This window comes from Streptomyces monticola, from assembly GCF_042665355.1.
Taxonomy (GTDB): domain Bacteria; phylum Actinomycetota; class Actinomycetes; order Streptomycetales; family Streptomycetaceae; genus Streptomyces; species Streptomyces monticola.
On sequence record NZ_JBHTCF010000019.1, the window covers coordinates 38,840 to 64,948 of the forward strand.

At 69.5% G+C, this 26,109-nt stretch carries 21 protein-coding genes and 1 riboswitch; of the genes, 13 read left to right on the forward strand and 8 right to left on the reverse strand.

Annotation, left to right across the window (positions count from 1 at the left end; genetic code table 11):
• The first annotated feature begins 147 nt into the window (after positions 1-147).
• Entirely contained in the window at positions 148-3,321 is a 3,174-nt protein-coding gene (locus ACFQVC_RS33235; protein WP_381837627.1) for an efflux RND transporter permease subunit, read from the forward strand.
• A gap of 128 nt (positions 3,322-3,449) precedes the next feature.
• On the opposite strand, the gene ACFQVC_RS33240 is transcribed toward ACFQVC_RS33235, so the two are convergent.
• A complete protein-coding gene (locus ACFQVC_RS33240; RefSeq protein ID WP_381837629.1) occupies positions 3,450-4,340 on the reverse strand; it encodes a GNAT family N-acetyltransferase in 891 nt (296 codons plus the stop codon).
• Positions 4,341-4,382: 42 nt separating this feature from the next.
• Positions 4,383-5,579 carry a quinolinate synthase NadA gene (nadA, locus tag ACFQVC_RS33245; RefSeq protein ID WP_381837631.1) on the reverse strand — a complete coding sequence of 399 codons (1,197 nt, stop codon included), beginning with the start codon at positions 5,577-5,579 and terminating at the stop codon, positions 4,383-4,385.
• A gap of 269 nt (positions 5,580-5,848) precedes the next feature.
• Here nadA and ACFQVC_RS33250 point away from each other — a divergent pair, with 269 nt between their 5' ends.
• Positions 5,849-6,205 carry a HesB/IscA family protein gene (locus ACFQVC_RS33250; protein ID WP_282538608.1) on the forward strand — a complete coding sequence of 119 codons (357 nt, stop codon included), beginning with the start codon at positions 5,849-5,851 and terminating at the stop codon, positions 6,203-6,205.
• Between the two features lie 158 nt (positions 6,206-6,363).
• Here the strand turns inward: ACFQVC_RS33250 and ACFQVC_RS33255 are convergent, their stop codons facing one another.
• Together ACFQVC_RS33255 and ACFQVC_RS33260 are read right to left on the reverse strand one after the other, a co-directional pair.
• Positions 6,364-7,950, reverse strand: a complete 1,587-nt coding sequence (locus ACFQVC_RS33255) for a hypothetical protein (RefSeq protein ID WP_381837633.1) — start codon at positions 7,948-7,950, stop codon at positions 6,364-6,366.
• A gap of 102 nt (positions 7,951-8,052) precedes the next feature.
• Positions 8,053-8,253 carry a hypothetical protein gene (locus ACFQVC_RS33260; RefSeq protein ID WP_381837635.1) on the reverse strand — a complete coding sequence of 67 codons (201 nt, stop codon included), beginning with the start codon at positions 8,251-8,253 and terminating at the stop codon, positions 8,053-8,055.
• Between the two features lie 138 nt (positions 8,254-8,391).
• On the opposite strand from ACFQVC_RS33260, the gene ACFQVC_RS33265 reads away from it, so the two are divergent.
• Positions 8,392-9,366, forward strand: coding sequence for a carbohydrate kinase family protein (locus ACFQVC_RS33265; RefSeq protein WP_381837637.1), 975 nt, complete (start codon positions 8,392-8,394; stop codon positions 9,364-9,366).
• Between the two features lie 10 nt (positions 9,367-9,376).
• Here ACFQVC_RS33265 and ACFQVC_RS33270 read toward each other — a convergent pair whose 3' ends face one another.
• The gene (locus ACFQVC_RS33270; RefSeq protein WP_381837639.1) at positions 9,377-10,756 is read right to left on the reverse strand and encodes a cysteine desulfurase/sulfurtransferase TusA family protein; all 1,380 of its coding nucleotides are present in this window, start codon (positions 10,754-10,756) and stop codon (positions 9,377-9,379) included.
• Between the two features lie 326 nt (positions 10,757-11,082).
• Between ACFQVC_RS33270 and ctaC the strand changes: the two genes are divergently transcribed.
• The 4 genes from ctaC (at position 11,083) to ACFQVC_RS33290 (ending at position 15,557) form a co-directional block, all read left to right on the forward strand.
• Positions 11,083-12,045, forward strand: coding sequence for an aa3-type cytochrome oxidase subunit II (gene ctaC, locus ACFQVC_RS33275; RefSeq protein WP_381837641.1), 963 nt, complete (start codon positions 11,083-11,085; stop codon positions 12,043-12,045).
• Positions 12,042-13,778 (forward strand): aa3-type cytochrome oxidase subunit I, encoded by a 1,737-nt coding sequence (gene ctaD, locus ACFQVC_RS33280; protein ID WP_381837643.1) that lies wholly within the window; start codon positions 12,042-12,044, stop codon positions 13,776-13,778. The genes ctaC and ctaD overlap by 4 nt, the downstream gene beginning before the upstream one ends.
• Positions 13,775-14,173 (forward strand): cytochrome c oxidase subunit 4, encoded by a 399-nt coding sequence (locus tag ACFQVC_RS33285; protein WP_381837645.1) that lies wholly within the window; start codon positions 13,775-13,777, stop codon positions 14,171-14,173. Before ctaD ends, ACFQVC_RS33285 begins: the two co-directional genes overlap by 4 nt.
• Before the next feature lie 139 nt (positions 14,174-14,312).
• Positions 14,313-15,557, forward strand: a complete 1,245-nt coding sequence (locus ACFQVC_RS33290; protein WP_381837647.1) for a L,D-transpeptidase — start codon at positions 14,313-14,315, stop codon at positions 15,555-15,557.
• 79 nt (positions 15,558-15,636) lie between these two features.
• Here the strand turns inward: ACFQVC_RS33290 and ACFQVC_RS33295 are convergent, their stop codons facing one another.
• Positions 15,637-16,038 carry a DNA-binding transcriptional response regulator gene (locus ACFQVC_RS33295; RefSeq protein ID WP_381837649.1) on the reverse strand — a complete coding sequence of 134 codons (402 nt, stop codon included), beginning with the start codon at positions 16,036-16,038 and terminating at the stop codon, positions 15,637-15,639.
• A gap of 190 nt (positions 16,039-16,228) precedes the next feature.
• Here ACFQVC_RS33295 and ctaE point away from each other — a divergent pair, with 190 nt between their 5' ends.
• The 6 genes from ctaE (at position 16,229) to ACFQVC_RS33325 (ending at position 23,431) form a co-directional block, all read left to right on the forward strand.
• Positions 16,229-16,849, forward strand: a complete 621-nt coding sequence (ctaE, locus tag ACFQVC_RS33300) for an aa3-type cytochrome oxidase subunit III (RefSeq protein ID WP_381837651.1) — start codon at positions 16,229-16,231, stop codon at positions 16,847-16,849.
• 80 nt (positions 16,850-16,929) lie between these two features.
• Positions 16,930-17,739 carry a cytochrome bc1 complex diheme cytochrome c subunit gene (gene qcrC / locus ACFQVC_RS33305; RefSeq protein WP_381837653.1) on the forward strand — a complete coding sequence of 270 codons (810 nt, stop codon included), beginning with the start codon at positions 16,930-16,932 and terminating at the stop codon, positions 17,737-17,739.
• The gene (gene qcrA / locus ACFQVC_RS33310) at positions 17,736-18,791 is read left to right on the forward strand and encodes a cytochrome bc1 complex Rieske iron-sulfur subunit (protein WP_381837655.1); all 1,056 of its coding nucleotides are present in this window, start codon (positions 17,736-17,738) and stop codon (positions 18,789-18,791) included. The genes qcrC and qcrA overlap by 4 nt, the downstream gene beginning before the upstream one ends.
• On the forward strand, positions 18,788-20,410 hold the full coding sequence (qcrB, locus tag ACFQVC_RS33315) for a cytochrome bc1 complex cytochrome b subunit (RefSeq protein ID WP_381837657.1): 1,623 nt from the start codon (positions 18,788-18,790) through the stop codon (positions 20,408-20,410). Before qcrA ends, qcrB begins: the two co-directional genes overlap by 4 nt.
• A 131-nt stretch (positions 20,411-20,541) precedes the next feature.
• Complete coding sequence (trpD, locus tag ACFQVC_RS33320; protein WP_381837659.1) at positions 20,542-21,606, forward strand: anthranilate phosphoribosyltransferase; 1,065 nt, start codon at positions 20,542-20,544, stop codon at positions 21,604-21,606.
• Positions 21,607-21,726: 120 nt separating this feature from the next.
• Positions 21,727-21,844, forward strand: a riboswitch (SAM riboswitch).
• A gap of 174 nt (positions 21,845-22,018) precedes the next feature.
• Positions 22,019-23,431 (forward strand): aminotransferase class V-fold PLP-dependent enzyme, encoded by a 1,413-nt coding sequence (locus ACFQVC_RS33325; RefSeq protein WP_381837661.1) that lies wholly within the window; start codon positions 22,019-22,021, stop codon positions 23,429-23,431.
• A gap of 26 nt (positions 23,432-23,457) precedes the next feature.
• On the opposite strand, the gene ACFQVC_RS33330 is transcribed toward ACFQVC_RS33325, so the two are convergent.
• Positions 23,458-24,633, reverse strand: coding sequence for a glycerate kinase family protein (locus tag ACFQVC_RS33330; RefSeq protein ID WP_381837890.1), 1,176 nt, complete (start codon positions 24,631-24,633; stop codon positions 23,458-23,460).
• Between the two features lie 49 nt (positions 24,634-24,682).
• Positions 24,683-26,101 (reverse strand): SLC13 family permease, encoded by a 1,419-nt coding sequence (locus ACFQVC_RS33335; RefSeq protein ID WP_381837663.1) that lies wholly within the window; start codon positions 26,099-26,101, stop codon positions 24,683-24,685.
• Positions 26,102-26,109 lie beyond the last annotated feature (8 nt).

Consider the following 26,109-nt stretch of genomic DNA (forward strand, 5'->3'; position numbering starts at 1 on the left):
ACCTGGGAGCGAGGAGATGGGGTCCCGGCATGGCTGAGGGTGGAGTAGACGGACGCAGGGTGCGTGCTCTGCCCGTCGACGGGCGCAGGCCGTCCCTTCGCCTGCCGACCTCCTGCCGCGAACGCCACAGAAGAGAGACCCTCACCCATGTCCTGGCTGTCCAGATTCAGCCTCGCCCAGCGGGCCCTGATAGGTCTGATCTCGATCGTCGCGATCGTGTTCGGCGCCATCGCCATCCCGCAGCTCAAGCAGCAGCTGCTGCCGTCCATCGAACTCCCGATGGTGTCCGTCATCGCTCCCTATCAGGGCGCGTCCCCCGACGTGGTCGAGAAGCAGGTCGTGGAGCCGCTCGAGTCGACCATCGAGGCGGTCGACGGCATCACCGGCATCACCTCCACGGCCAGTGAGGGCAACGCCCTGGTCATGGCCCAGTTCGACTACGGCGACAGCGACTCCAAGCAGCTCGTCGCCGATGTCCAGCAGGCCGTCAACCGGGCCCGCGCCCAGCTGCCGCAGGATGTCGACCCGCAGGTCGTCGCGGGCTCCACGGACGACATCCCGACCGTCGTCCTCGCCGCCTCCGCCGACGGCTCCGACCAGCAGGCGCTCGCCGACCGGCTCGAGCGCTCCGTCGTCCCCGTGCTCAAGGACGTCGACGGTGTCGGCCAGGTCACCGTCGACGGTGTCCGCGATCTGCAGGTGGCGGTCACCCCGGACGAGGCCAAGCTGGCCAGGGCCGGACTGACTTCGGCCGCGATCGGCCAGGCGCTGCAGGCGGGCGGCGCCTCCGTGCCGGCCGGCTCCTTCGACGAGGACGGCGAGAACCGCACCGTCCAGGTCGGCGGCGGCTTCACCTCGCTGAAGCAGATCGAGGACCTGATGGTCACGGCGGAGGCCGCGCCCGGCAGCCGTACGAAGGCCAAGCCGGTGCGCCTCGGCGCGGTCGCGGACGTCAGGCAGGAGGAGGCCAAGGCCGACTCGCTGACCCGCACCAACGGTGAGCCCAGCCTCTCCGTCGTCGTCACCATGGACCAGGACGGCTCGGCCGTCGCCATCTCCGACGCGGTCAAGGACAAGCTGCCCGGGCTCCGCAAGGACCTGGGCGCGAAGGCCGACCTCACCGTGGTCTCCGACCAGGGCCCCGCGGTCTCCAAGTCGATCTCCAGCCTGACCACCGAGGGCGCGCTCGGCCTGGCCTTCGCGGTCGTCATCATCCTGGTCTTCCTGACCTCGATCCGCTCGACCCTGGTCACCGCGGTCTCCATCCCGCTCTCGGTCGTCCTCGCCCTGATCGTGCTGTGGACCCGCGACCTGTCGCTCAACATGCTCACGCTCGGCGCGCTGACCATCGCGATCGGCCGGGTCGTGGACGACTCGATCGTGGTCCTGGAGAACATCAAGCGGCACCTCGGCTACGGCGAGGAGCGCCGCGAGGCGATCCTCACCGCGGTCAAGGAGGTCTCGGGCGCGGTCACTTCGTCGACCCTCACCACGGTCGCCGTGTTCCTGCCGATCGGTCTGGTCGGCGGCATGGTGGGCGAGCTGTTCGGCTCGTTCTCGCTGACGGTGACGGCGGCCCTGCTCGCCTCCCTGATCGTGTCCCTGACGGTCGTGCCGGTGCTCTCGTACTGGTTCCTGCGCGCCCCCAAGGGCACCGCGGGGCTCGACCCGGACGAGGCCCGGCGCAAGGCCGAGGAGAAGGAGGCGCGCAGCTGGCTGCAGCGCCTGTACGTTCCCGTCCTGCGCTTCGCCACCCGGCGCCGCTTCACCAGCCTGATGATCGCGGTCGTCGTGCTTGTCGGCACCTTCGGTATGGCCCCCATGCTGAAGACCAACTTCTTCGACCAGGGCGAGCAGGAAGTCCTGTCCATCAAGCAGGAGTTGAAGCCAGGCACCAGCCTCGCGGCCACCGACAAGGCGGCCGAGAAGGTCGAGAAGGTGCTCGCCGGCATCGACGACGTCAAGGACTACCAGGTCACCATCGGCTCGTCCGGTTTCATGGCGGCCTTCGGCGGCGGCACCGACACCAACCAGGCGTCGTACCAGGTGACCCTCGCCGACGACGCGGACTTCGAGAAGACCAGCGACCGTATCGACAGCGAGCTCGGCAGGCTCGACGGCATCGGGGACACCCGGATCGCGGCGGGCGACGGCTTCAGCAGCCAGGACCTGAGCGTGGTCGTCAAGGCCGCCGACGCCGGCGTACTGAAGAAGGCGTCCGAGCAGGTACGCGCCGAGGTCGCCGAGCTCGACGACGTCACCGACGTACAGAGCGACCTGTCGCAGTCCGTGCCGCGGATCTCGGTCAAGGCCAACGAGAAGGCCGCCGCAGCGGGCTTCAACGACACCACCCTCGGCCAGGCCGTCGGCCAGGCGGTGCGCGGCACCCCGAGCGGCAAGGCGGTTCTGGACGACACCGAGCGCGATGTCGTCGTGAAGGCGAAGAAGCCCGCCGAGACCCTCGCCGAGCTGCGCGACCTCAAGCTCGGACCGGTGAAGCTCGGCGATATCGCCACCGTGAAGCTGGTCGACGGACCGGTCTCGATGACCCGGATCGACGGCTCGCGGGCCGCCACGATCACGGCGAAGCCGACCGGCGACAACACCGGCGCGGTCAGCGCGGCCCTGCAGACCAAGCTGAACCAGCTGGAGAAGGAGCTGCCCGAGGGCGCCACGGTGTCCGTCGGCGGTGTCTCCGAGGACCAGGACGAGGCCTTCGCCTCGCTCGGCCTGGCCATGCTCGCGGCCATCGCGATCGTGTTCATGCTCCTGGTCGCGACCTTCAGGTCCCTGGTCCAGCCGCTGATCCTGCTGGTCTCGATCCCGTTCGCGGCCACCGGCGCGATCGGCCTGCTGATCGCCACCGACACCCCGATGGGCGTCCCGGCGATGATCGGCATGCTGATGCTGATCGGCATCGTGGTCACCAACGCGATCGTTCTGATCGACCTGATCAACCAGTACCGCGCCAAGGGCTACAGCACGGTCGAGGCGGTCATCGAGGGCGGCCGCCACCGGCTGCGCCCGATCCTCATGACGGCCCTGGCGACGATCTGCGCGCTCGCCCCGATGGCGCTCGGCGTCACCGGCGAGGGCGGCTTCATCGCCCAGCCGCTCGCGGTCGTGGTGATCGGCGGTCTGATCACGTCGACGCTGCTCACGCTCCTCCTGGTGCCGACGCTCTACGCGATGATCGAGCTCCGCAAGGAGCGCCGCGCCAAGAAGAAGGCGGCAAAGCGCGCCAAGAAGGCGGGAGTTCCGCCGCAGGCGGAGGCCTCGTCGGAGGCGGGCGAGCCGGACCAGGAGCCGGTGCAGGTCTGACCGGCGGTCGTACGTGAACGGGGCGCCCCTCGCCATGAGGGGCGCCCCGTTCACGTACCAGGAAGGCTGCGTACCAGGGGAACTGGCCGCGTATTTGAGGAACTTGAGGGAGTTGAGGAACTAGAGGACTAGAGGAACTGCCCCGAGGGCACGAACCCCACCGGCGGCCGCATGCCCCGCAGACACAGATAGCCCCCGTGTGCCGGCTCCAGGCCGGCGGTCAGGGCGATGTCGACCGCCCACCGCTGCTCCGCCGTGACGTTCGGGATCTTGACGGTCGCACCGGCGGGGACGTCCCGCAGCGCCGCGGTGAGCAGCCGCCCCGCCACCGCCTCGGTGGTCGCGGAGAGCCCCATGAGGTGGATGCCGCCGGGGGACATGTCGACATAGCAGTAGCCGCGGCCCGCCCTGTCGTCGGCGGTCAACAGGCGGTGGTGGCGCAGGAGTTCGTCGTGGTCGGGCCCGTGGGCGCCGCCGCGCAGCTGCCGGTCCACGCCGTCCATGAGGTCCCGGTGCCGCGGCCCGCCCTCGACGACCGGTCCGTCGGGCCCGGTGAGCCGGCTGGGGTCGACCTGGCCCTGCAGCCGCATCCCCGGGTGCAGGGCGAACCCGGCCGCCCAGTACGCCCGGGCGGCGCGCGGGTCCCGCGACCCCGAGATGATGCCGCGCGAGCAGCCCTCGCCGTACGCCAGGGTCCGTTCGAGCAGGGCCCGCCCGATCCCTTTGCCCTGCGCCCCGGGCGCCACGACGAGGAGCGAGAGTCCCCAGGTGTCCTCGCGCCGCGAGGCGAGGGCGGCCCCGGCGGGCCGCCCCTCGGCGTCGTGCGCGATCCAGCAGCCCTGCTGGTCGTGGCGGACGAAGTGCCGGTTCAGGGAGTCCTCGCGGGCGTGCTGCTCCGGCGTCGGTTCGGGCTCGGGCGGGTCACCCATGGCGGCGTGCAGGACGGTGAAGGCCGCGGTGGCGACATGACGTACGGCCTCGATGTCTTCGGCGGTGTCCCGTAGCTGGCGAAGGATCATGCGCCGCAAGCTACGCGCACCGCCGAAGTCGGGGACACCGGTTTACGGCAGCGCCAGCATCCGCTCGAGCGCCAGCTTCGCGAAGCTCTCGGTCTCCTGGTCGACCTGGATGCGGTTGACCAGATTGCCCTCGGCAAGGGACTCCAGGGCCCAGACCAGGTGCGGCAGGTCGATCCGGTTCATGGTCGAGCAGAAGCAGACCGTCTTGTCGAGGAAGACGATCTCCTTGTCCTCGTCCGCGAAGCGGTTGGCCAGGCGGCGCACCAGGTTCAGCTCGGTGCCGATGGCCCACTTGGAGCCGGCCGGGGCCGCCTCCAGGGCCTTGATGATGTACTCCGTCGAGCCGACGTAGTCCGCGGCCGCCACGACCTCGTGCTTGCACTCGGGGTGCACCAGGACGTTCACACCGGGAATCCGCTCGCGGACGTCGTTGACGGAGTCGAGCGAGAACCGGCCGTGCACCGAGCAGTGCCCGCGCCACAGGATCATCTTGGCGGCGCGCAGCTGCTCGACGGTGAGGCCGCCGTTCGGCTTGTGCGGGTTGTAGACGACGCAGTCGTCCAGGGACATGCCCAGGTCGCGCACGGCGGTGTTGCGGCCGAGGTGCTGGTCCGGCAGGAACAGCACCTTGTCGCCCTGCTCGAAGGCCCAGTCGAGGGCCCGCTTGGCGTTGGACGAGGTGCAGATGGTGCCGCCGTGCTTGCCGGTGAAGGCCTTGATGTCGGCGGAGGAGTTCATATACGAGACGGGCACGACCTGCTCGGCGAGGCCGGCCTCGGTCAGCACGTCCCAGCACTCGGCGACCTGCTCGGCCGTGGCCATGTCGGCCATGGAGCAGCCGGCGGCGAGGTCGGGCAGGACCACCTTCTGGTCGTCGCCGGTCAGGATGTCGGCCGACTCGGCCATGAAGTGCACACCGCAGAACACTATGTACTCGGCGTCGGGCCGCGCGGCCGCGTCCTTGGCCAGCTTGAAGGAGTCGCCGGTGACGTCGGCGAACTGGATGACCTCGTCGCGCTGGTAGTGGTGGCCGAGGACGAAGACCTTGTCGCCGAGCTTTTCCTTCGCCGCTCGGGCGCGCGCCACCAGGTCCGGGTCGGACGGCGAGGGCAGATCGCCGGGGCAGTCGACGCCGCGCTCGCTCTTCGGGTCGGCCTCTCGGCCGAGCAGCAGGAGGGCCAGCGGCGTCGGCTCAACAGCCAGGTCTACGGGGGATTGGGCGGTGGACACGACACGCACCCTTTCTTCTTCCGGCGGGCAGAACCCGCCGTCCGGGCCTGCTTTTCGTCGAATTGACGTTATCTATCATAACCGCTTCACGTCAGTTTGACGATGGCCATCGTGTCGATGTGACGCATTCCCGGGAAGTACGGGCCCACGACCCCCGCCGCCCGGGTGTGCGAGCATGAAGGGGCAGGCAAAACAAGCGCGCCAGGCCCGGAATGAATCCGCGGCCCCGACGGTTGCAACCGTCGGCAAGCAGTCCGAACAACCCGGGAGAGATGTAGATGTCCGTATCGGACGAGACCACCACCGTCAGCGACGGCATCATCCTGAGCGACGCCGCCGCGGCCAAGGTCAAGGCTCTGCTCGACCAGGAAGGCCGTGACGACCTGGCCCTGCGTGTGGCCGTTCAGCCCGGCGGCTGCTCCGGCCTGCGTTACCAGCTGTTCTTCGACGAGCGCTCGCTCGACGGTGATGTCGTGAAGGACTTCGACGGCGTCAAGGTCGTCACCGACCGCATGAGCGCCCCGTACCTCGGCGGCGCCTCCATCGACTTCGTCGACACCATCGAGAAGCAGGGCTTCACGATCGACAACCCCAACGCCACGGGCTCCTGCGCCTGCGGCGACTCCTTCAGCTAAGCCCTTACGGCTCACAGGAGTCCTGGACGTACGACGGAGGCGGCACCCCACGCGGGGTGCCGCCTCCGTTCGCGCCGCCGTCGCGCCCCGGCTTCCTTCACTCAAGCCCGGCTTACGGCCTGCTCGCGCCCTGCTCGCGCTCCTTGCCCTGCTTGGCCCTACTTACGCTTCACCGCGGCGCCGTTGGTGCCGACCACGGTCCGGTCGCCGAGCGGCGCGTCAAGCGTCACCTTCTCGGTGCGCTCCTTGGCGATCGCGATGCAGACCTGCTCCTTCTTCATCGGCACCTCGGTCACCCGGACCGTCACGTCCCGGCCCTTCTCGGTCGCGGCGGCCGTGTAGTCATTGCACTCGCCGCCCCAGAACCGCAGGGTCAGCGTCCGCCCGTCCGAGCTGTACGTCTCGACGGGCACATCCCGCGACTTGGGCGAGGCGGGCGGCTCCGCGCGCGGGGTGCCGGGCCGGTCCGTCGTGGCGGTCGGCACGGGCGCACTCGGCTCGGGTGCGCTCGGCCCGGGTGCGCTCGGCCCGGCCAGGAACTTCGGGTCCACCGCCGGATGCGTGATCGTGAAGTGCCGCTCCGCACCCTCGGGCCGCACCTGGAACAGCCAGGACGGGACCAGCGTCTGCTGCCCCCGCTCGAAGTGGACGGCGAGCCCGAAGACCGCGTCGTCCACGGTCACCGGCGCGGGACCGGGCGTGGCCGTCCCGGTGTCCGGCGGACACGGCTGCTGCGGCCGGCCGGGGTCCGGCTCACCGGGCGCGATACCACCGCTGCCGCCGCCATCGGCCCTGCTGTCGCCGCCTTCGCCGCCGTCGTCGTGGGGCACGGGCCGCGCGCACCCGGCGATCCCCACCCGGCCGTCCCCGGACGCGCCCTTGTTCAGCTGCTCAAGCGCCTCATCGGCGCTGATCACGGGATATGTCGCTCCCTTGGCCGGCTTGGCCAACTGACCGCTGCCGGCGACCAGTTGACCGTCGGAGCCGACCTGGATCCCGGTCGACCAGCCGTACGTGGGCAGACCGCCCACCTTCGGGTCGGCGTTCACCACGCGTACGGCGCCCATGGTCTGCGTGGCGTCAAGGCCGGCGTCGCCCTGGCCGAGCGCCTTGAGCACAGGGGCGGCGGCGTCCTTGGCGGCCCGCTCGCTCACCGGCCCCGGCCCCATCCCGGCGAGCCCGGAAGAACCGATCGGGCCGCACCGCTCGCCCTTGGCGCAGTCGTCCGTGCCCCCGGTGTACGCCTGGAAGCTCCAGGTGCCCGGCGCCTCCTTGCCGACCCGCAGCAGCGGACCGCCCTGCGGCGGCCCGACCCGCCACCCCGCACCCTCGGCGCGGGGTGTGCCGGATACGCCAAGTGCCTCGGCGAGAGTGGCCACTTGGGCCGAGCCGACCACGCCACGCGCCCGGTACACAGGAGCCGATTCCGGCCCCCTTGGAAGGTCCCCGTCCGCGCGGTACCGCGCCCCGCCGGGGTCCGGCTCACCCGGCGCCACGCCCGACGTGGAGCCGTCGAGCTCCAGCGGGGGAGGCGTGCCCTCACCCGAGGGCGCACCGGAGTCCGTCGTACCGCCGCTGCCCGAGGCGTTCGCCGCGAAGCACGCGCCACCGCCCCCGGCGATCAGTACGGCGGCCGCCACCGAGGCGACAGCCAGTCCGGGGCGCCGCCGTGCCGCTCGCCGCGCACCCTCTCGCGTCTCCTCGCTGCTCACCGCATCGCTCCTTCGTCCGCGCCGCGGGGCCATGCGCCGACGCGCCGCCGGCCCTGTGCCCAGTCAACTCCCCCTGAGGGGTGACCGCCGGTGGGACGGAGAAAGGGAGCGTGCGGTTCCCTCGTCCGCGCCCCGTCAGTCGCCGTAGTCGGACATCGCGTCGATGAGCCGGGCCGAGGCGCCCGGCACGACCACGCCGTGGATGAGGGAGGGGGAGACGGGCACCTGCGCGGCCTCGCGAGCAGCGGCCCAGTGCGGAGCCATCCGGGCGCAGTCCCCCCGCAGCTGCTCCAGGGTGAGATCAACCGGCTCGGGCACCACCGTGTGCTTAGGCATACTCGCACCGTACGCACGGTGGAGTCCCCGGAAAAAGGTCTACTATCGGGTAGTTTTGCCAGTTCAGGGAAGTGGCCGCGACCCGGTAGCGTGAAGTGTCAATCTCCCCGGACCTCTTCCCTGCAGGAGATATACGCCGTGCGTATCGCAGTCACCGGCTCCATCGCCACCGACCACCTCATGACCTTCCCCGGCCGTTTCGCCGACCAACTGGTCGCGGATCAGCTGCACACGGTCTCGCTGTCCTTCCTGGTCGACAATCTCGACGTGCGCAGGGGAGGCGTCGGCGCCAACATCTGTTTCGGCATGGGCCAACTGGGCACCAAGCCGATTCTCGTCGGCGCCGCGGGTGCCGACTTCGACGAGTACCGCGCCTGGCTCGACCGGCACGGAGTCGACACCGAATCCGTGCGCATCTCCGAAGTCCTGCACACCGCCCGCTTCGTGTGCACCACGGACGCCGACCACAACCAGATCGGCTCCTTCTACGCCGGCGCCATGAGCGAGGCCCGCCTCATCGAGCTGCAGTCCGTGGCCCAGCGCGTCGGCGGCCTCGACCTGGTCCTGATCGGCGCCGACGACCCCGAGGGGATGCTCCGGCACACCGAGGAGTGCCGCTCCCGCGGGATCCCGTTCGCCGCCGACTTCTCACAGCAGATCGCGCGCATGGACGGCGACGAGATCCGTACCCTCCTCGACTCGGCGACGTATCTCTTCTCCAACGAGTACGAGAAGGGCCTCATCGAGTCCAAGACCGGCTGGAGCGACGAGGAGATCCTCAGCCGCGTCGGCCACCGCGTCACCACGCTCGGCGCCCGCGGCGTCCGTATCGAGCAGGCGGGCCAGGACCCGATCGAGGTCGGCGTACCGGAGGAGGAGGCGAAGGTCGACCCGACCGGTGTCGGCGACGCCTTCCGCGCGGGCTTCCTGTCCGGCCTTTCCTGGGGCGTCAGCCTGGAGCGCGCCGCACAGATCGGCTGCATGCTGGCCACCCTGGTGATCGAGACCCTGGGCACCCAGGAGTACACCCTGCGCCGCGCCCACTTCATGGACCGCTTCACCAAGGCCTACGGATACGAGGCCGCGACCGAGGTCAAGGAACACCTCGCGTAACAAGGAGCACCTAGGAGACCCGGCGGACCGTGTAGGCGGTGCCCCGGTCCGCCGGCTCCTCACCCACGAACTCCTGCTTCCGCATGTGGCACCACGCCCGGATGTCCAGGGCCGCGACCTCGTCGTCCGACAGGACCGTCACCGTGCCGCCCACCGGCACATCGCCGATGACCTTGCCCAGCTCGATCACCGGGACCGGGCACTGCCTGCCGAGCACATCGAGCACCAGGGACTCGCTCCCGGCGGCCCGCCCGGCCGCGACCGGAGCCCCCAGCTTCTCCCGTACGGCGGCCACGGCCCCCGGCAGCACCGCGAGAAACCGCTCCACGTCGTCGTCCGCCGCGCCCATCGGCAGCGACACCCGCACATTGCCTTCGCTCAGCGCACCCATCGCCTTCAGGACATGGCTGGGCTCGAGCGTGGAGCTGGTGCAGGAGGAACCGGACGAGACGGAGAAACCCGCCTGGTCCAGCTCGTGCAGCAGGGTCTCCCCATCGACATAGAGACAGGAGAAGGTGACCAGATGCGGCAGCCGCCGCTCCGCGTCACCCACCACTTCCGCATCCGGTACGAGCTCCGGCACCCGGGCCCGGATCCGGGCCGTCAACTCGCGCAGCCGAGCCGCCTCTTGGGCCGCCTCCGCGTGCACCGCCCGCAGCGAGGCCGCCGCGGCCACGATCGCGGGCAGGTTCTCGAAGCCGGGGGCCCGCCCCGACTCCCGCTCGTCGAGCGGCCCTTGAGCGGCGAACCGCACCCCCTTGCGTACGACGAGAAGTCCCACGCCGGCCGGTCCGCCCCATTTGTGCGAGCTCGCCGTGAGCAGTGACCAGTCGCCCCCGACCGGCCCCCACGGCAGTGACTGCGCCGCGTCCACGAGCAGCGGCACCCCGGCCGCCCGGCAGGCCCCGGCGACGGCCGCCACCGGCTGCACCGTCCCCACCTCGTGGTTGGCGGACTGCAGACAGGCGAGCGCCGTGTCCTCGCGCAGGGCGCCGGCGAACACCTCGGCGTCGACCGCGCCCGTACGCTCCACGGGCACCCGCTCCGCCGCGCCGCCCTGCTCCTCATGGGCGGCGGCCGAATGGAGCACGGAGGAGTGTTCGACGCCGGACACGACCAGATGACGGCCGGTGCGCCGTCGTCCGGCGAGAGCGCCGGCCACTCCGGAGTGCACCGCCCGCGTCCCCGAAGAGGTGAACACCAGCTCGTCGGGGCGGCATCCCACCGCCTCGGCCGCGGCCTCGCGCGCGGCGTCGAGCAGCATGCGGGCCCGTCGTCCCTCCCGGTACAGGCGGGCCGGGTCGGCCCATCCCTCGTCGAGCGCGGCGATCAGTGCCTGCCGGGCGACGGGGTGCAGAGGGGCGGAGGACGCGGCGTCGAAGTAGGGCACGCGGCCACGCTACCGGGCGTCGAACAGACGGCCACGGGGAGCTGGAGCAGCCGCCGCCGACTTACTGTCGGTATCTTTCAAGGGACCGTCAGTTGCCAGCTCAACCGCGGATTTCGGGGGTTGAGAAGGCACTTCCCGAGGGCCGCAGCCACCCCTTCGGGTCGAGCCACGGCGCGTTGGGCACCCTCCCCGCGCGACCCCAAATAGCGTCCAGTAGGGTTTGGTCCGCATAAACATCCAAACCCCTGCCCGTACAGGGTCCGGAGCCCGACCAGCATCACCGGCCGAGCCCGGCCGAGCGGGCGAGACTCTCGGGAAGGCGCTACGTGAGTCCCAACGGCTCCGACCGCTCGTCGCGGCGCCCGATGCGGCGGAAGCTGCCGCAGGTGCTGACTGCGGGCCTGATCCTGGCGACCGCAACCGGTTGCACATACAAGGACTTCCCCCGCCTTGGTATGCCAACTCCGACCACGGAAGAGGCTCCACGGATCCTCTCTCTGTGGCAGGGCTCGTGGGCGGCGGCGCTCGCCACGGGCGTACTCGTGTGGGGCCTGATCCTGTGGAGCACGTTCTTCCACCGGCGCAGCCGCACCAAGGTCGAGGTACCTCCGCAGACCCGGTACAACATGCCCATCGAGGCGCTGTACACCGTGGTTCCGCTCATCATCGTCTCGGTCCTGTTCTACTTCACGGCCCGGGACGAATCGAAGCTCCTCGAGCTCTCCGACAAGCCGAAGCACACCGTCAACGTGGTGGGCTTCCAGTGGAGCTGGGGCTTCAACTACATCGAGGACGTGCCCGGCTCCGACAAGGGCGACGCCAAGTCCAGCAAGGACCTGTCGGCGATCCCGGACAAGTTCAAGAAGGACTTCCCGGAGAACGCGGGCGGTGTCTACGAGGTCGGCACGCCCGGCGAGCGCAACCCGCAGAACGGCAACCCCGGCCCCACGCTGTGGCTGCCCAAGGGTGAGAAGGTCCGCTTCGTCCTGACTTCGCGTGACGTCATCCACTCCTTCTGGGTGGTGCCGTTCCTCATGAAGCAGGACGTCATCCCGGGCCACACCAACGCCTTCGAGGTGACTCCGAACAAGGAGGGCACCTTCATGGGCAAGTGCGCCGAGCTCTGCGGCGTCGACCACTCCCGGATGCTGTTCAACGTCAAGGTCGTCTCCCCGGAGCGCTACCAGCAGCACCTCGAGGAGCTGGCGAAGAAGGGCCAGACCGGCTACGTCCCGTCGGGCATTGAGCAGACGGACCCGGCCAGGAATGCGGAGAAGAACCAACTGTGAGCATCCTCAATGAACCCCAGGGTGCTGCCGCAGCTGACGACTCGTACGAGAACGAGCTCCCGGTTCGGCGCAGGCAGCCCGGCAATGTCGTCGTGAAGTGGCTGACCACCACCGACCACAAGACGATCGGCACGCTTTACCTGGTCACGTCGTTCGCGTTCTTCTGCATCGGCGGTCTGATGGCGCTCTTCATGCGCGCCGAACTGGCCCGTCCCGGCACGCAGATCATGTCGAACGAGCAGTTCAACCAGGCGTTCACGATGCACGGCACGATCATGCTGCTGATGTTCGCGACGCCGCTGTTCGCCGGTTTCGCGAACTGGATCATGCCGCTGCAGATCGGCGCGCCCGATGTGGCGTTCCCGCGGCTGAACATGTTCGCCTACTGGCTCTACCTGTTCGGCTCGCTGATCGCGGTGGGCGGCTTCCTCACCCCGCAGGGTGCGGCCGACTTCGGCTGGTTCGCCTACTCGCCGCTGTCCGACGCGGTCCGCTCGCCGGGCATCGGCGCGGACATGTGGATCATGGGTCTGGCCTTCTCCGGCTTCGGCACGATCCTCGGTTCGGTCAACTTCATCACGACCATCATCTGCATGCGCGCGCCCGGCATGACGATGTTCCGGATGCCGATCTTCACCTGGAACGTGCTGCTGACCGGTGTGCTGGTCCTGCTCGCCTTCCCGGTGCTCGCGGCCGCGCTGTTCGCCCTGGAGGCGGACCGTAAATTCGGGGCCCATATCTTCGACGCGGCCAATGGCGGCGCCTTGCTATGGCAACACCTCTTCTGGTTCTTCGGCCATCCAGAGGTGTACATCATCGCCCTGCCATTCTTCGGAATCATTTCCGAGGTCATCCCGGTCTTCTCGCGCAAGCCGATGTTCGGCTACATGGGCCTGGTCGGCGCGACCATCGCGATCGCCGGTCTGTCCGTGACGGTGTGGGCGCACCACATGTACGTCACCGGTGGCGTACTCCTGCCGTTCTTCTCCTTCATGACGTTCCTGATCGCCGTGCCAACAGGCGTGAAGTTCTTCAACTGGATCGGAACGATGTGGAAGGGCTCGTTGTCCTTCGAGACACCGATGCTCTGGGCCGTCGGCTTCCTGATCACCTTCACCTTCGGTGGTCTGACCGGCGTCATCCTGGCCTCGCCGCCGATGGACTTCCATGTCTCCGACTCGTACTTCGTGGTCGCGCACTTCCACTACGTCATCTTCGGCACCGTGGTGTTCGCGATGTTCTCCGGATTCCACTTCTGGTGGCCGAAGTTCACCGGCAAGATGCTCGACGAGCGGCTCGGCAAGATCACGTTCTGGACGCTGTTCGTGGGCTTCCACGGCACGTTCCTGGTGCAGCACTGGCTGGGCGCCGAGGGCATGCCGCGTCGGTACGCGGACTACCTCGCGGCCGACGGCTTCACCGCTCTGAACACGATCTCGACGATCTCCTCGTTCCTGCTCGGCCTGTCGGTCCTGCCGTTCTTCTACAACGTCTGGAAGACCGCCAAGTACGGCAAGAAGATCGAGGTCGACGACCCCTGGGGCTACGGCCGTTCCCTGGAGTGGGCGACGTCCTGCCCGCCCCCGCGGCACAACTTCCTCACCCTGCCGCGGATCCGCTCCGAATCCCCGGCCTTCGACCTGCACCACCCTGAGATCGCGGCCCTCGACGAGCTCGAGAACCACGGTCACGGCGACAAGGCGCTCGCGGGCGGCAAGGAGGCCGGCAAGTGAAGATCCAGGGCAAGATGTTCATCTGGCTGAGCGTCTTCGTCCTCGCCATGGCGATCGTCTATGGCGTGTGGTCGAAGGAGCCGGCCGGTACCACGGCGCTCTTCCTGGCCTTCGGGCTCTGCGTGATGATCGGCTACTACCTGGCCTTCACGGCCCGGCGGGTCGACGCCATGGCGCAGGACAACAAGGAGGCCGACGTCGCGGACGAGGCCGGCGAGGTGGGCTTCTTCAGCCCGCACAGCTGGCAGCCGCTGTCCCTGGCCGTCGGTGGCGCGCTCGCCTTCATGGGCGTCGTCTTCGGCTGGTGGCTGCTGTACTTCTCGGCGCCCCTCCTCCTCGTAGGCCTGTGGGGCTGGGTGTACGAGTACTACCGCGGCGAGAACCAGAACCAGTGAGCCGATAGCACGTCGGACCACACCGAGGGGCCCGGACACTCCGTCAAGGAGAGTCCGGGCCCCTCGTTTGCACCAACCTCGACCCCTCGTACGGAGCACTCCGCGCGCCGCGGCTGACAACTCTTCATAACGTGTGCTCATGAGCAACTCACCGCGAATCCGCACGGTTCTGAGCTGCACCCTGCTGGTGGCCGCCCTTGGCGCGGGCGCCACCGCCTGCGGCAGCTCCGACGGCCACCCGCTCTCGGCGAAGCCGTACGACGCGGCCGGCCAGATCGCCTTCAACGGCCCTGCCGGGACGCAGAAGGCGGATCCGGAGAAGCCCCTCGAAGTGACCGCCCAGGGCAAGGACGGGCGGATCACCGATGTCACCGCGACCGACTCCCTCGGCCGCTACGTCGCGGGCGAACTCTCCGCGGACGGCACCCGCTGGCACACCACCACGCCCCTCGCGGCCGGCGTCCACTACACGGTGAAGGTCAGCACGGAGGACGGGGAGGGGGCCCCGGGAAGCAAGCTCCTCAGCTTCGACACCGACGTACCCAAGCAGAAGGTCCTGAAGGTCGAGTTCGGCCCGGAGGAGGGCACGTACGGCGTCGGACAGCCCGTTGTGGCCAAGCTCAGCAAGCCCGTGAAGGGCAAGGAGGCCCGGGCCATCGTCGAACGCTCCCTGACGGTGCGCTCGACGCCCGCCACCCAGGGCTCCTGGCACTGGATGGACAGCGAGACGCTGCACTACCGGCCCAAGGACTACTGGCCCGCCAACGCCACCGTCGACGTCCGCTCGCACCTGGAGGGCATCAGGATCAGCGACAAGCTCAGGGGCACCGACACCAAGCCCCTGAAGTTCAGGACGGGCGACCACGTGGAGGCCGTGGTGGACGCGGGCTCGCACCACATGACGGTCTACCGCAACGGCGAGGAGATCAACTCCATCCCGGTCACCACCGGAAAGCCGGGCTACGAGACCCGCAACGGCACCAAGGTGGTCCTGGGCAAGGAGTACGTCGTCCGCATGACCAGCGCCAGCATCGGGGCCTCGGACTTCTACGACAAGACGGTCTACTACGCGACCAGGCTCACCGACACCGGCGAGTACGTGCACGCCGCGCCCTGGTCCGTGGGCTCGCAGGGCTACGCCAACACCAGCCACGGCTGTGTGGGGATGAGCACAGGAAACGCCGCCTGGTTCTACGAGACCGTGCGCCAGGGCGACGTGGTCCGGACCGTGAACAGCTACGGCGAGGACATGCCGGCGTACGGCAACGGCTTCGGCGACTGGAACATGGACTGGGCGGACTGGCGCAAGGGCAGCGTGCTGCACGGCGACACGCGCGAGAACCAGTCACCTGCCGACTCCGCCCGGCTGCGCCCGCAGGTCTGACGACGCCTTGTCCCATACGCCGCGAACGCCGTATGGGACAAGGGAGTTGGGCCATGCACCCCGGGCCGGGGCCTTCGGCTCAGGCCTCGACCGCGAGCCGGCTGCGCAGCAGGGCGGCCAGTGCGTCCGCGAACTCCACCGGCTCCACCGGCAGCGTCACCGCCGCCTCGGCGCGGCTCCAGGTGGCCAGCCAGGCGTCCTGGGGGCGGCCGATGAGCAGCAGCACGGGCGGGGCCTGGAAGATCTCGTCCTTGAGCTGCCGGCAGACGCCCATACCGCCCGCGGGCACGGCCTCGCCGTCCAGGACACAGACATCGATACCGCCCCGGTCCAGTTCCTTCAGGACGGCGGCGGAGGTCGCACACTCGATGAACTCGACCTGGGGAACATCCGCGGCCGGCCTGCGTCCCGTCGCAAGGCGTACTTGCTCACGCGTATTGGCGTTGTCGCTGTAGACCAGGACCGTGGCGGTCGACTGCATGGTTGCTCCGCTTCGTCGAGGTGCAGGGCTCGGTCGATCGGATCAGGACCGATGCGCGGATGCTACTCCGTCCGACACCCTGTCAACACCGGTACGGACAGGCCTTCGATGGGCCATCCGGGCTGGACATGGGGCGCGAACACTCCGAACGGCACCCCCCGGAGTGAGGGCGGGATAAGCGACCGACATAATGTCGGTCGTGGCGACAGCAACGACAGTAGATACCGGGCACGCGCACCCGTCGGTCAATCGGCCGAACCTCACCAGCGTCGGAACCATCATCTGGCTGAGTTCCGAGCTGATGTTCTTCGCGGCCCTCTTCGCGATGTACTTCACCCTGCGTTCGGTAACGGGTGCCGAACACTGGAAGGAAATGGCCTCGGCCCTGAACTTCCCGTTCTCGGCGACGAACACCACGATCCTGGTGCTCTCCTCGCTCACCTGCCAGCTCGGCGTATTCGCCGCCGAGCGGGGGGACGTGAAGAAGCTCAGGTCCTGGTTCATCCTGACCTTCATCATGGGTGCGATCTTCATCGGCGGTCAGGTCTTCGAGTACACCGAGCTGGTCAAGCACGAGGGGCTCTCCCTCTCGTCCGACCCGTACGGCTCGGTGTTCTACCTGACCACCGGCTTCCACGGTCTGCACGTGACGGGAGGCCTGATCGCGTTCCTGCTGGTTCTCGGCAGAACGTACGCGGCCAAGAGGTTCACTCATGAGCAGGCAACCTCCGCCATCGTCGTGTCCTACTACTGGCACTTCGTCGATGTCGTCTGGATCGGCCTCTTCGCCACGATCTACATGATCAAGTAACCGGGCCGGGGTGCTACGCGACCCCACCGCCCAACATTCCAGAAGCATCGACGCAGAAGATCCTGACACCGGGGTAATCCGTGAAAAAGCTCTCCGCACGACGACGCCATCCGCTGGCGGCGGTCGTCGTCCTACTCCTCGCGCTGGCGGCCACCGGGGGGCTGTACGCCGCGTTCGCGCCGGCGGACAAGGCGCAGGCCGATGAAACCGCCCAGTCCCTCGCCATCGACGAGGGCAAGAAGCTCTACTCGGTGGGCTGCGCCAGCTGCCACGGCACCGGCGGTCAGGGAACCACCGACGGCCCGAGCCTGGCCGGTGTCGGCGCCGCAGCCGTCGACTTCCAGGTCGGTACCGGCCGGATGCCGGCGCAGCAGCCCGGCGCCCAGGTGCCGAAGAAGAAGAACATCTACACGCAGGACCAGATCGACCAGCTCGCGGCGTACGTCGCCTCGCTCGGTGCCGGCCCCGCCGTACCGACCGAGAAGCAGTACAGCCCGGAGGGCGCCGACATCGGCAAGGGCGGCGAGCTGTTCCGCAGCAACTGCGCGCAGTGCCACAACTTCACCGGTGAGGGCGGCGCCCTGACGAACGGCAAGTTCGCGCCGAGTCTCGAGGATGTCGCGCCGAAGCACATCTACGAGGCCATGGAGACCGGCCCGCAGAACATGCCGTCCTTCCCCGACACGACGATGCCGGAGAAGGAGAAGAAGGACATCATCGCGTACCTTGACGCGGTCAATGGTGAGAAGACCCCAAGCCCGGGCGGGCTCAAGCTGGGTGGCCTCGGCCCGGTCAGTGAGGGCCTGTTCGCCTGGATCTTCGGTCTCGGCGCGCTGATCGCAGTCGCCGTCTGGGTAGCCGCTCGGACCGCAAAGGCCAAGAAGTCATGAGTAGCCAAGACATTCCAGAAGAGAACCTGCCGAGCGAGCAGGACCCTGCCGGGCACAGCCTCGAGAAGCCCGCGGACGACCCGTTCGCGGACCCCGGCCTGCCGCCGCACGAGCACCGGATCCAGGACATCGACGAGCGGGCCGCCAAGCGGTCCGAGCGCACGATCGCCCTGCTGTTCACGATCTCGATGCTGGCCACCGTCGCGTTCATCGCCTCCTTCGTGGCGTTCCCCGTCGACAAGGTCGTCTACGTGTGGCCGATCGGCCACATCAGCGCGCTGAACTTCGCCCTGGGCATGACCCTCGGCATCGCGCTGTTCTGCATCGGCGCGGGCGCGGTCCACTGGGCCCGCACGCTGATGTCGGACGTGGAGATCGCCGACGAGCGGCACGCCATCGCGGCCGAGCCCGAGGTCAAGGCCAAGGTCATGGAGGACTTCGCGGCGGGAGCCAAGGAGTCCGGGTTCGGACGGCGCAAGCTGATCCGCAACACGATGTTCGGCGCCATGGCCCTCGTGCCGCTCTCCGGTGTCGTCCTCCTGCGTGACCTGGGACCGCTGCCCGAGGACAAGCTGCGGCACACCCGCTGGTCCAAGGGCAAGCTGCTCGTGAACATGAACACGAACGAGCCGCTGCGCCCCGCGGACGTCTCCGTCGGTTCGCTGACCTTCTGCAAGCCCGAGGGCCTGGAAGAGCACGACCACGACTTCCAGACAGAGATCGCCAAGGCGGCCCTGATGATCGTCCGGATTCAGCCGGACGACATCAAGGACAAGCGCGAGCTCGAGTGGTCGCACGAGGGCATCGTGGCGTACTCGAAGATCTGCACCCACGTGGGCTGCCCGATCTCCCTGTACGAGCAGCAGACGCACCACGTCCTCTGCCCGTGCCACCAGTCCACCTTCGACCTCTCCGACGGCGCCCGAGTGATCTTCGGCCCGGCGGGTCACGCCCTGCCGCAGCTGAAGATCGGTGTGAATGACGAGGGCTACCTCGAGGCGCACGGCGACTTCGAAGAGCCTGTCGGTCCTGCCTTCTGGGAGCGCGGATGAGCACCACAGAGAACAAGCGCCAAGCACCGGCCGGCGAGCGCGTCGCCGACTGGGCCGACGGCCGGCTCGGGATCTACTCCCTGGCCAAGGCCAATATGCGGAAGATCTTCCCGGACCACTGGTCCTTCATGCTGGGCGAGATCTGCCTCTACAGCTTCATCATCATCATCCTCACGGGTGTGTATCTGACGCTGTTCTTCCACCCGTCGATGAACGAGGTGGAGTACCACGGCAGTTACGTCCCGCTGCAGGGCCAGCTGATGTCCGAGGCCTTCAACTCGACCATGCACATCTCCTTCGATGTGCGCGGCGGCCTCCTCATCCGGCAGATCCACCACTGGGCCGCGCTGATCTTCCTCGCGGGCATGTTCGTGCACATGATGCGCGTCTTCTTCACGGGCGCGTTCCGCAAGCCGCGTGAGATCAACTGGCTGTTCGGCTTCCTGCTGTTCGTCCTCGGTATGTTCACCGGCTTCACCGGTTACTCGCTCCCGGACGACCTGCTCTCCGGCACCGGTGTCCGCTTCATGCAGGGCGCGATCCTGTCCGTCCCGGTCATCGGCACGTATCTGTCGATGTTCCTGTTCGGCGGCGAGTTCCCCGGCGGCGACTTCGTGGCCCGGTTCTACTCGGTGCACATCCTGCTGCTGCCGGGCATCATGCTCGGCCTGCTCGTGGCGCACCTGATCCTGGTCTTCTACCACAAGCACACGCAGTTCGCGGGTGCCGGCAAGACCAACAAGAACGTGGTCGGCATGCCGCTGCTGCCGGTCTACATGGCCAAGGCCGGAGGCTTCTTCTTCCTGGTCTTCGGTGTCATCGCGGCCGTCGCGGCGATCGCCTCGATCAACCCGATCTGGGCCCTCGGCCCCTATCGCCCGGACCAGGTGTCCACCGGCGCCCAGCCCGACTGGTACATGGGCTTCGCCGAGGGTCTGATCCGAGTGATGCCCGGCTGGGAGATCAACCTGTGGGGCCACACGCTCGTCCTGGGTGTGTTCATCCCGCTGATCGTCTTCCCGCTGGTGCTCGCGGCCATCGCGGTCTACCCGTTCATCGAGTCCTGGGTCACCGGGGACAAGCGCGAGCACCACATCCTGGACCGCCCGCGCAACGCCCCGACGCGTACCGCGTTCGGTGTGGCCTGGGTGACGGCGTACTTCATCATGCTCATCGGTGGTGGAAACGACCTCTGGGCGACGCACTTCCATCTGTCGATCAACTCGATCACCTGGTTCGTACGGATCTTCTTCTTCGTCGGCCCGGTCCTCGCGTTCATCGCCACCAAGCGGATCTGCCTGGGTCTGCAGCGGCGCGACAAGGAGAAGGTGCTGCACGGACGCGAGTCCGGCATCATCAAGCGGCTGCCGCACGGTGAGTTCATCGAGGTGCACGAGCCGCTCAGCCAGGACCAGCTGCACACGCTCACCGCGCACGAGCAGTACAAGCCGCTCGAACTCGGCCCTGAGGTCGACGAGAACGGCGTACAGCGCAAGGTGTCGCGTTCGCAGAAGCTGCGGTCCAAGCTCTCCAAGGGCTTCTACGGGGAGGACAACCAGATCCCCAAGCCCACGGCAGACGAGTACAAGGAGATCACCAGCGGCCACGGCCACCACTGATCACCGCTAGCAGTACCTGATCGCCACGGCTCTGAGCCCCGTCCATTCGCTGGACGGGGCTCTTTGCCGTCTGCGGGCTTGGCTAGGCTGAACCCCGCATCCTTATTTTTCGTACGAGACCAGGAGCTGCCATGAGCGCTGCGACCCCCGCTGGAGGCGACACCGCGGCGGGCCGTACCTGGCCCGACGTACTGAACGGACTGCTCGACGGGCGCGACCAGAGCGCGGACGACACCGCCTGGGCGATGGACCGCATCATGCGCGGCGAGGCGACCGACGCGCAGATCGCCGGGTTCGCGGTGGCGCTGCGGGCCAAGGGCGAGACCGTGCAGGAGATCTCCGGTCTGGTGCGCACGATGTACGAGCACGCCAACACCATCGAGGTGCCAGGGCCCAGCGTCGACATCGTCGGCACCGGCGGCGACGGCGCGAAGACCGTGAACATCTCCACCATGTCCGCGATCGTGGTCGCCGGCACCGGCGCCAAGGTCGTCAAGCACGGCAACCGGGCCGCGTCCAGCGCGAGCGGCGCCTCCGACGTCCTGGAGAAGCTCGGGGTCAATCTGGAGCTGACCCCGCGACGGGTCGCCGAAGTCGCGGACGAGGCGGGCGTCACCTTCTGCTTCGCCGTGAAGTTCCACCCCGCGCTGCGCCATGTGGCCGCGGCGCGCAAGGAGCTCGGGATCCGCACCACCTTCAACTTCCTCGGGCCGCTGACCAACCCGGCCCGGGTGAAGGCGCAGGCCACCGGTGTCGCGGACGCACGGATGGCGCCGATCCTCGCGGGCGTGCTCGCCGAGCGCGGGTCATCAGCCCTGGTCTTCCGCGGCGACGACGGCCTCGACGAGCTGACCACCACGGCGACCTCCCGGGTGTGGGTGGTGCGCGACGGCGCCGTGCGCGAGGAGGCCTTCGACCCGCGGGACGTGGGCCTCGACCTGGTGCCCGTGGAGGCGCTGCGCGGCGCGGACGCCTCGTACAACGCGGATGTCGCACGGCGGCTGCTGCTCGGCGAGCCCGGCCCCGTGCGGGAGGCGGTGCTGCTCAACTCGGCGGCGGCCCTGGTCGCCCTCGAGCCGGCGGACGTGCCGCTGACCGAGCAGATTCGCGCGGGTATGGCCAAGGCGGCCGAGTCGATCGACTCCGGGGCCGCGAAGCAGGCCCTCGACCGATGGGTCGCGGCCAGCAACGCCTGAACGCCGCCTGAACGGCGAACGGGCGGGACGACGAGCGAGACGACGAGTGTGACGCAGGGCGCAGTCCGGATTCTGGACTGCGCCTTGCGCGTAGACGATCTTCTGGCAAGATGCTGCGCAGGTCATGAGTGACAGCGATCGAGGCCCCGGCCCGCTGTCCGGCAACCCTCCGTCCGTGGCGGGGTGCCCCGGGTGAAGACCAGGTCGCAGGCAGCGAGGTCTGCGGCAAGCGCGGACCCCTGCACACCCTGGGGTCCTGGTCCTCAAGGGAGCAGTCTCGTGAGCAAGCGAATGCGATAGGGCGTAACGCCCCACTTCCGCGTACCTCTTTTTCTCTTCTCCTCCTGCGCCGTCGATACCCATCCGCGTATCCGGACGCAGTGAGTTCGCCTGCCTGATACGGGAGTTCGCCATGTCTGTCGCCGCCACCTCTGTCGCCGCCACCGCCACCGCCACCGCCACCGCCACCGCCTCCGACGAGTCCTGCTGTGCCCCGCTGCCCGTCCTCGGCCGGGATGTCACCGTGCCGCTCGTGACCGGCGGCGAGGTGAGCTACGCGGCACTCGACTACGCGGCCAGCGCGCCGGCCCTGCAGCGCGTGTGGGACGACGTGGCTGCGTACGCCCCGTACTACGGCAGCGTGCACCGGGGGGCCGGCTATCTGTCCCAGCTGTCGACCGACCTCTTCGAGAACGCGCGCAGGACCGTCGAGGAGTTCCTCGGCTGCCGTCCCGGCGACCAGGTCGTGTTCACCCGGTCCACCACCGACTCCCTCAACCTGCTGGCCGCCGCGCTCCCCGCCGACTGCCAGGTGTTCGTCTTCGAGACCGAGCACCACGCCTCGCTGCTGCCGTGGCGGGACGCGCGCGTGACGTATCTGAACGCTCCCCGTACGCCCGGCGAGGCCGTCGCCACCCTGGAGCGGGCGCTTGCCGACCGCGACCCTTACGGTCCGGCTCTGGTGTGTGTCACCGGCGCCTCGAACGTCACCGGCGAGCTGTGGCCGGTGCGGGAGCTGGCCGCTGCCGCGCATGCGCACGGCGCCCGGATCGTGCTCGACGCCGCGCAGCTCGCGCCCCATCACCCCGTCTCCGTAAGCGAGTTGGACGTCGACTGGGTCGCCTTCTCCGGGCACAAGCTGTACGCGCCGTTCGGCTCCGGTGTGCTCGCCGGGCGGGCCGACTGGCTGCAGGCGGCGGAGCCGTATCTCGCGGGCGGCGGGGCGTCCAAGTCCGTGGCCCGGCGCACCGACGGCGGAGTGGACGTGGAGTGGCACTCCACCGCCGCTCGCCACGAGGCCGGTTCGCCGAACGTGATCGGCGCCTACTCCATCGCCTCCGCCTGCAAGGCGCTCACCGAGGCCGGGTTCGACTCCCTGGTGGCGCGCGAGCAGGAGCTGATCGCGCGGGTGCGGGAGGGTCTGGCCGAGGTGCCCGAGGTGAAGGTGCTCTCGCTGTTCGGGGACGACGCCCCGCGGGTCGGCGTCCTCTCGTTCGTCGTCGAGGGCTGGAACAGCTCGCACTTCGCGGCCGCGCTGTCCGCGGAGTACGGGATCGGCGTACGCGACGGCCTGTTCTGCGCCCACCCGCTGGTGCGCACCCTGCTGGGCAGCGACCCGCAGGAGCAGGGCGAGTGCGGCGCCCCCGAGGCCGCACCCGGTGAGAAGTCGCTGAACGCGATCCGGGTGAGCTTCGGGGCCGGTACGCCGGACGAGCACGTGGAGCGTTTCGTGCGGGCCGTGCGTGAGCTGGTCCGTGACGGTGCGCAGTGGAACTACCGCACCGAGGACGGGCGTTGCGTGCCGGACACCGCTTCGGCCGGCTGATCGGGCGGCCGGGCGGGCCGTCCGGCTCAGGCGGCCAGCGGCGCTGTCCGGCCGGGTTCGGCCAGGCGGGTGCCGAGGAGGATCATGCGCAGGGCCCGCTCCGTGGCGTCCGTGAGGAACTCGCCGCCGCGGCCGAGCGCCTCGGGCAGTGAGACCGGGGCGGGCAGGATCGAGCTGTAGGCGTCCACGCCCACGGCCCGCACATCGTGTGCGCCCTCGCCGATCGTGCCCGCGAGGGCGAGGACCGGGCGGCCGAACCGCTTGGCGCGCCTGGCCACTTCGGCGGGGACCTTGCCGCGCGGCGTCTGGTGGTCGAGGGCGCCCTCGGCGGTGAGGACCAGGTCGGCGCGGGCCAGGCGGGCGTCCAGGTCGAGATGGTCGAGGAGGACATCGAAGCGGGGGAGCAGGCGGGCGCCGAGCGCCGCCAGGCCCGCTCCGAGGCCGCCGGACGCGCCGGTGCCGGGGCCTTCGCGCAGATCGCCGCAGCCGAGGTCGCGTTCGAGGACGTATGCCCAGCGGTCCAGACCCGCCGAGAGCTGCTCGACCTGCTCGGGTGTCGCGCCCTTCTGCGGGCCGAAGACCCGGGCGACGCCGCGCTCGCCGCACAGGACGTTGAACGGATTGCAGGCCACGAGCAGCTCGACGTCCTTGAGCCGTGGGTCGAGACCGCTCGGGTCGATCCGGTCGAGGCGGGTCAGCTCACGGCCGCCGCGCGGCAGTTCATAGCCCCTCTCGGTGAGCAGCCGGGCGCCGAGCGCCTGCAGCGCGCCGGCGCCGCCGTCCGACGTACCGGAGTCTCCGCAGCCGACGAGGATACGGCGGACCCCGGTGTCGAGGGCGGCGCGGATCAGCTCGCCCACGCCGTGGGTCGTGGTCGCGCCGGGGTCGCGCAGCGTGCGGGGGACCAGGGACAGACCGGCGACGGCGGCCATCTCGACCACCGCCGTGTCCTCGTCGAGGAGGGCGAAGTGGGTGCCCACCGGCTCGCCCACCGGGCCGGTGGCGGGCAGGGCGACCAGTCGGCCGCCGGTGGCCGAAGCCAGGGCGGCGGCCGTGCCCTCGCCGCCGTCGACCAGGGGGATCAGGTCGACCTCGGCGTGCGGCACGACCCGGCGGACACCGGCGGCGATGGCCTCGGCGGCGGCACGGGCGGACAGGGACTCCTTGAAACCGCTGGGGGCGACGGCGATACGGGTGAGCATCATGGGTTCCTTGAGGTATTGAGGGACGGGGACCGAGGGCCGGGAGTGGTCAGGGCTTGAGCACGGGCACCCCGAGCAGTGGCCACACGGCGAGGGCGAAGAGCAGGACGAGCGCGGCCGTCAGCGGGGCCAGGACGGCGGAGAGGCGGAGCAGGTCGCGCGGGGCGTAGGTGGGCGTGCCGGGTATCTCGGCGAAGAGCGTCACCGGCTTCGCGGAGGCGGGCAGGGTGTGGCAGAAGCCCGCGGCGGCGGTGGAGGCGAGGGCGGCGGCGACCGGGTTGACGCCCGCGCCGACAGCGGCCGCCACGACCAGCGGGACCAGGACCGACGAACGCGCCGAACGGGACTGCAGGACGAGGTGGGCGGCCGTGCTGATCGCGACGACCACGGCGAGGAACACCCCGGGCGACAGGGCCACGGGCAGCCCCGACACCAGCCATTTCGCGGCGCCCGAGTCGGCGAGCGCGACCCCCATCGCCATCGTCGCGGCCATGAAGAGCAGCAGCGACCAGGGCACGGTCTTGAGGGCGTCCTTGAGGCGTACGGTGCCGAGTGCGGGGGATGCCGCGACGATCGCGCCGATCAACGCGACCACGGCGGGCGGCACTTGGTGCAGCGGCTCACTGCACCACAGGGCCACGACGGTGGCCAGGAGCAGCGCGCAGCGGGCCTCGGCGGCGGACAGCGGACCGGTGACCGGCTGCTCGCTGTGGTCCTGGATCTGTTCGGCGGTGATGCGCACAGGACCGCTCCGGTCGGCGCGCCGGGTCGTCGTCAACAGCACGACCTCGGCGGCCAGATGGGAGGAGACGACGGCGAGCGGAAGACCGAGCAGCAGCCACTGGGTGAAACCGATGCGGTCGCCGGTGGCCTCCCACAGGACCGACACGGTGATCAGATGCGCCCCCGCACCGATCAGGGTCGCCACCGCCGACAGCAGGATCACGGTCGGAAAGAGCAGCGCCAGCATCACGACCAGTCGCCTGCGGTCCGAAAGGACTTTGGCCAGGGCCAGGAACACGGGCAGGGCGAGGGCCGCGCGCCCCGATGTGGCGGGCACCGCGAAGGCCGTGACGACCAGCGCAGCGGTGGTCAGATGCGTCAACTGCCGTACGCTGCGCGCCCCGCTGACCAGGAAGGCCGCCGCCCGCCCCGCGAGGCCCGTGCGGGCCACGGCGGCGGCGAGCACGAAGGCGCAGATGAGCAGCCACACCGTCTCGTCGCCGAGGGTGCCGAAGAGGGTGTCGCTGCTGATCACTCCGGTCGCGGTGAGGGCGAGACCGGCGCCGAGCGCTATGTAGGTGTCGTCGATCGGCGTGCCGATCCAGGCACAGGTCGCGAGCGCGAAGACGGCGAGGGTGAGGCGGGCGTCGCCGCTCAGGCCGGGGAAGTTGCCGGGTACCAGGAGCAGGGCGCACAGCGAGAGCGCCACGCACAGGGTCACCGACTGGCGGAGGTTCAGGGTCACGTACGGCA

Coding starts and splice junctions, on each gene's coding strand:
- ctaE (WP_381837651.1), top strand. CDS start 16,229: ATGTCGGTCGTGGCGACAGCAACGACAGTAGATACCGGGCACGCGCAC.
- ACFQVC_RS33295 (WP_381837649.1), bottom strand. CDS start 16,038: ATGCAGTCGACCGCCACGGTCCTGGTCTACAGCGACAACGCCAATACG.
- ACFQVC_RS33290 (WP_381837647.1), top strand. CDS start 14,313: ATGAGCAACTCACCGCGAATCCGCACGGTTCTGAGCTGCACCCTGCTG.
- ACFQVC_RS33325 (WP_381837661.1), top strand. CDS start 22,019: ATGTCTGTCGCCGCCACCTCTGTCGCCGCCACCGCCACCGCCACCGCC.
- trpD (WP_381837659.1), top strand. CDS start 20,542: ATGAGCGCTGCGACCCCCGCTGGAGGCGACACCGCGGCGGGCCGTACC.
- ACFQVC_RS33240 (WP_381837629.1), bottom strand. CDS start 4,340: ATGATCCTTCGCCAGCTACGGGACACCGCCGAAGACATCGAGGCCGTA.
- ACFQVC_RS33235 (WP_381837627.1), top strand. CDS start 148: ATGTCCTGGCTGTCCAGATTCAGCCTCGCCCAGCGGGCCCTGATAGGT.
- ACFQVC_RS33250 (WP_282538608.1), top strand. CDS start 5,849: ATGTCCGTATCGGACGAGACCACCACCGTCAGCGACGGCATCATCCTG.
- ACFQVC_RS33255 (WP_381837633.1), bottom strand. CDS start 7,950: ATGGCCCCGCGGCGCGGACGAAGGAGCGATGCGGTGAGCAGCGAGGAG.
- ACFQVC_RS33260 (WP_381837635.1), bottom strand. CDS start 8,253: ATGCCTAAGCACACGGTGGTGCCCGAGCCGGTTGATCTCACCCTGGAG.
- qcrB (WP_381837657.1), top strand. CDS start 18,788: ATGAGCACCACAGAGAACAAGCGCCAAGCACCGGCCGGCGAGCGCGTC.
- qcrA (WP_381837655.1), top strand. CDS start 17,736: ATGAGTAGCCAAGACATTCCAGAAGAGAACCTGCCGAGCGAGCAGGAC.
- ACFQVC_RS33330 (WP_381837890.1), bottom strand. CDS start 24,633: ATGCTCACCCGTATCGCCGTCGCCCCCAGCGGTTTCAAGGAGTCCCTG.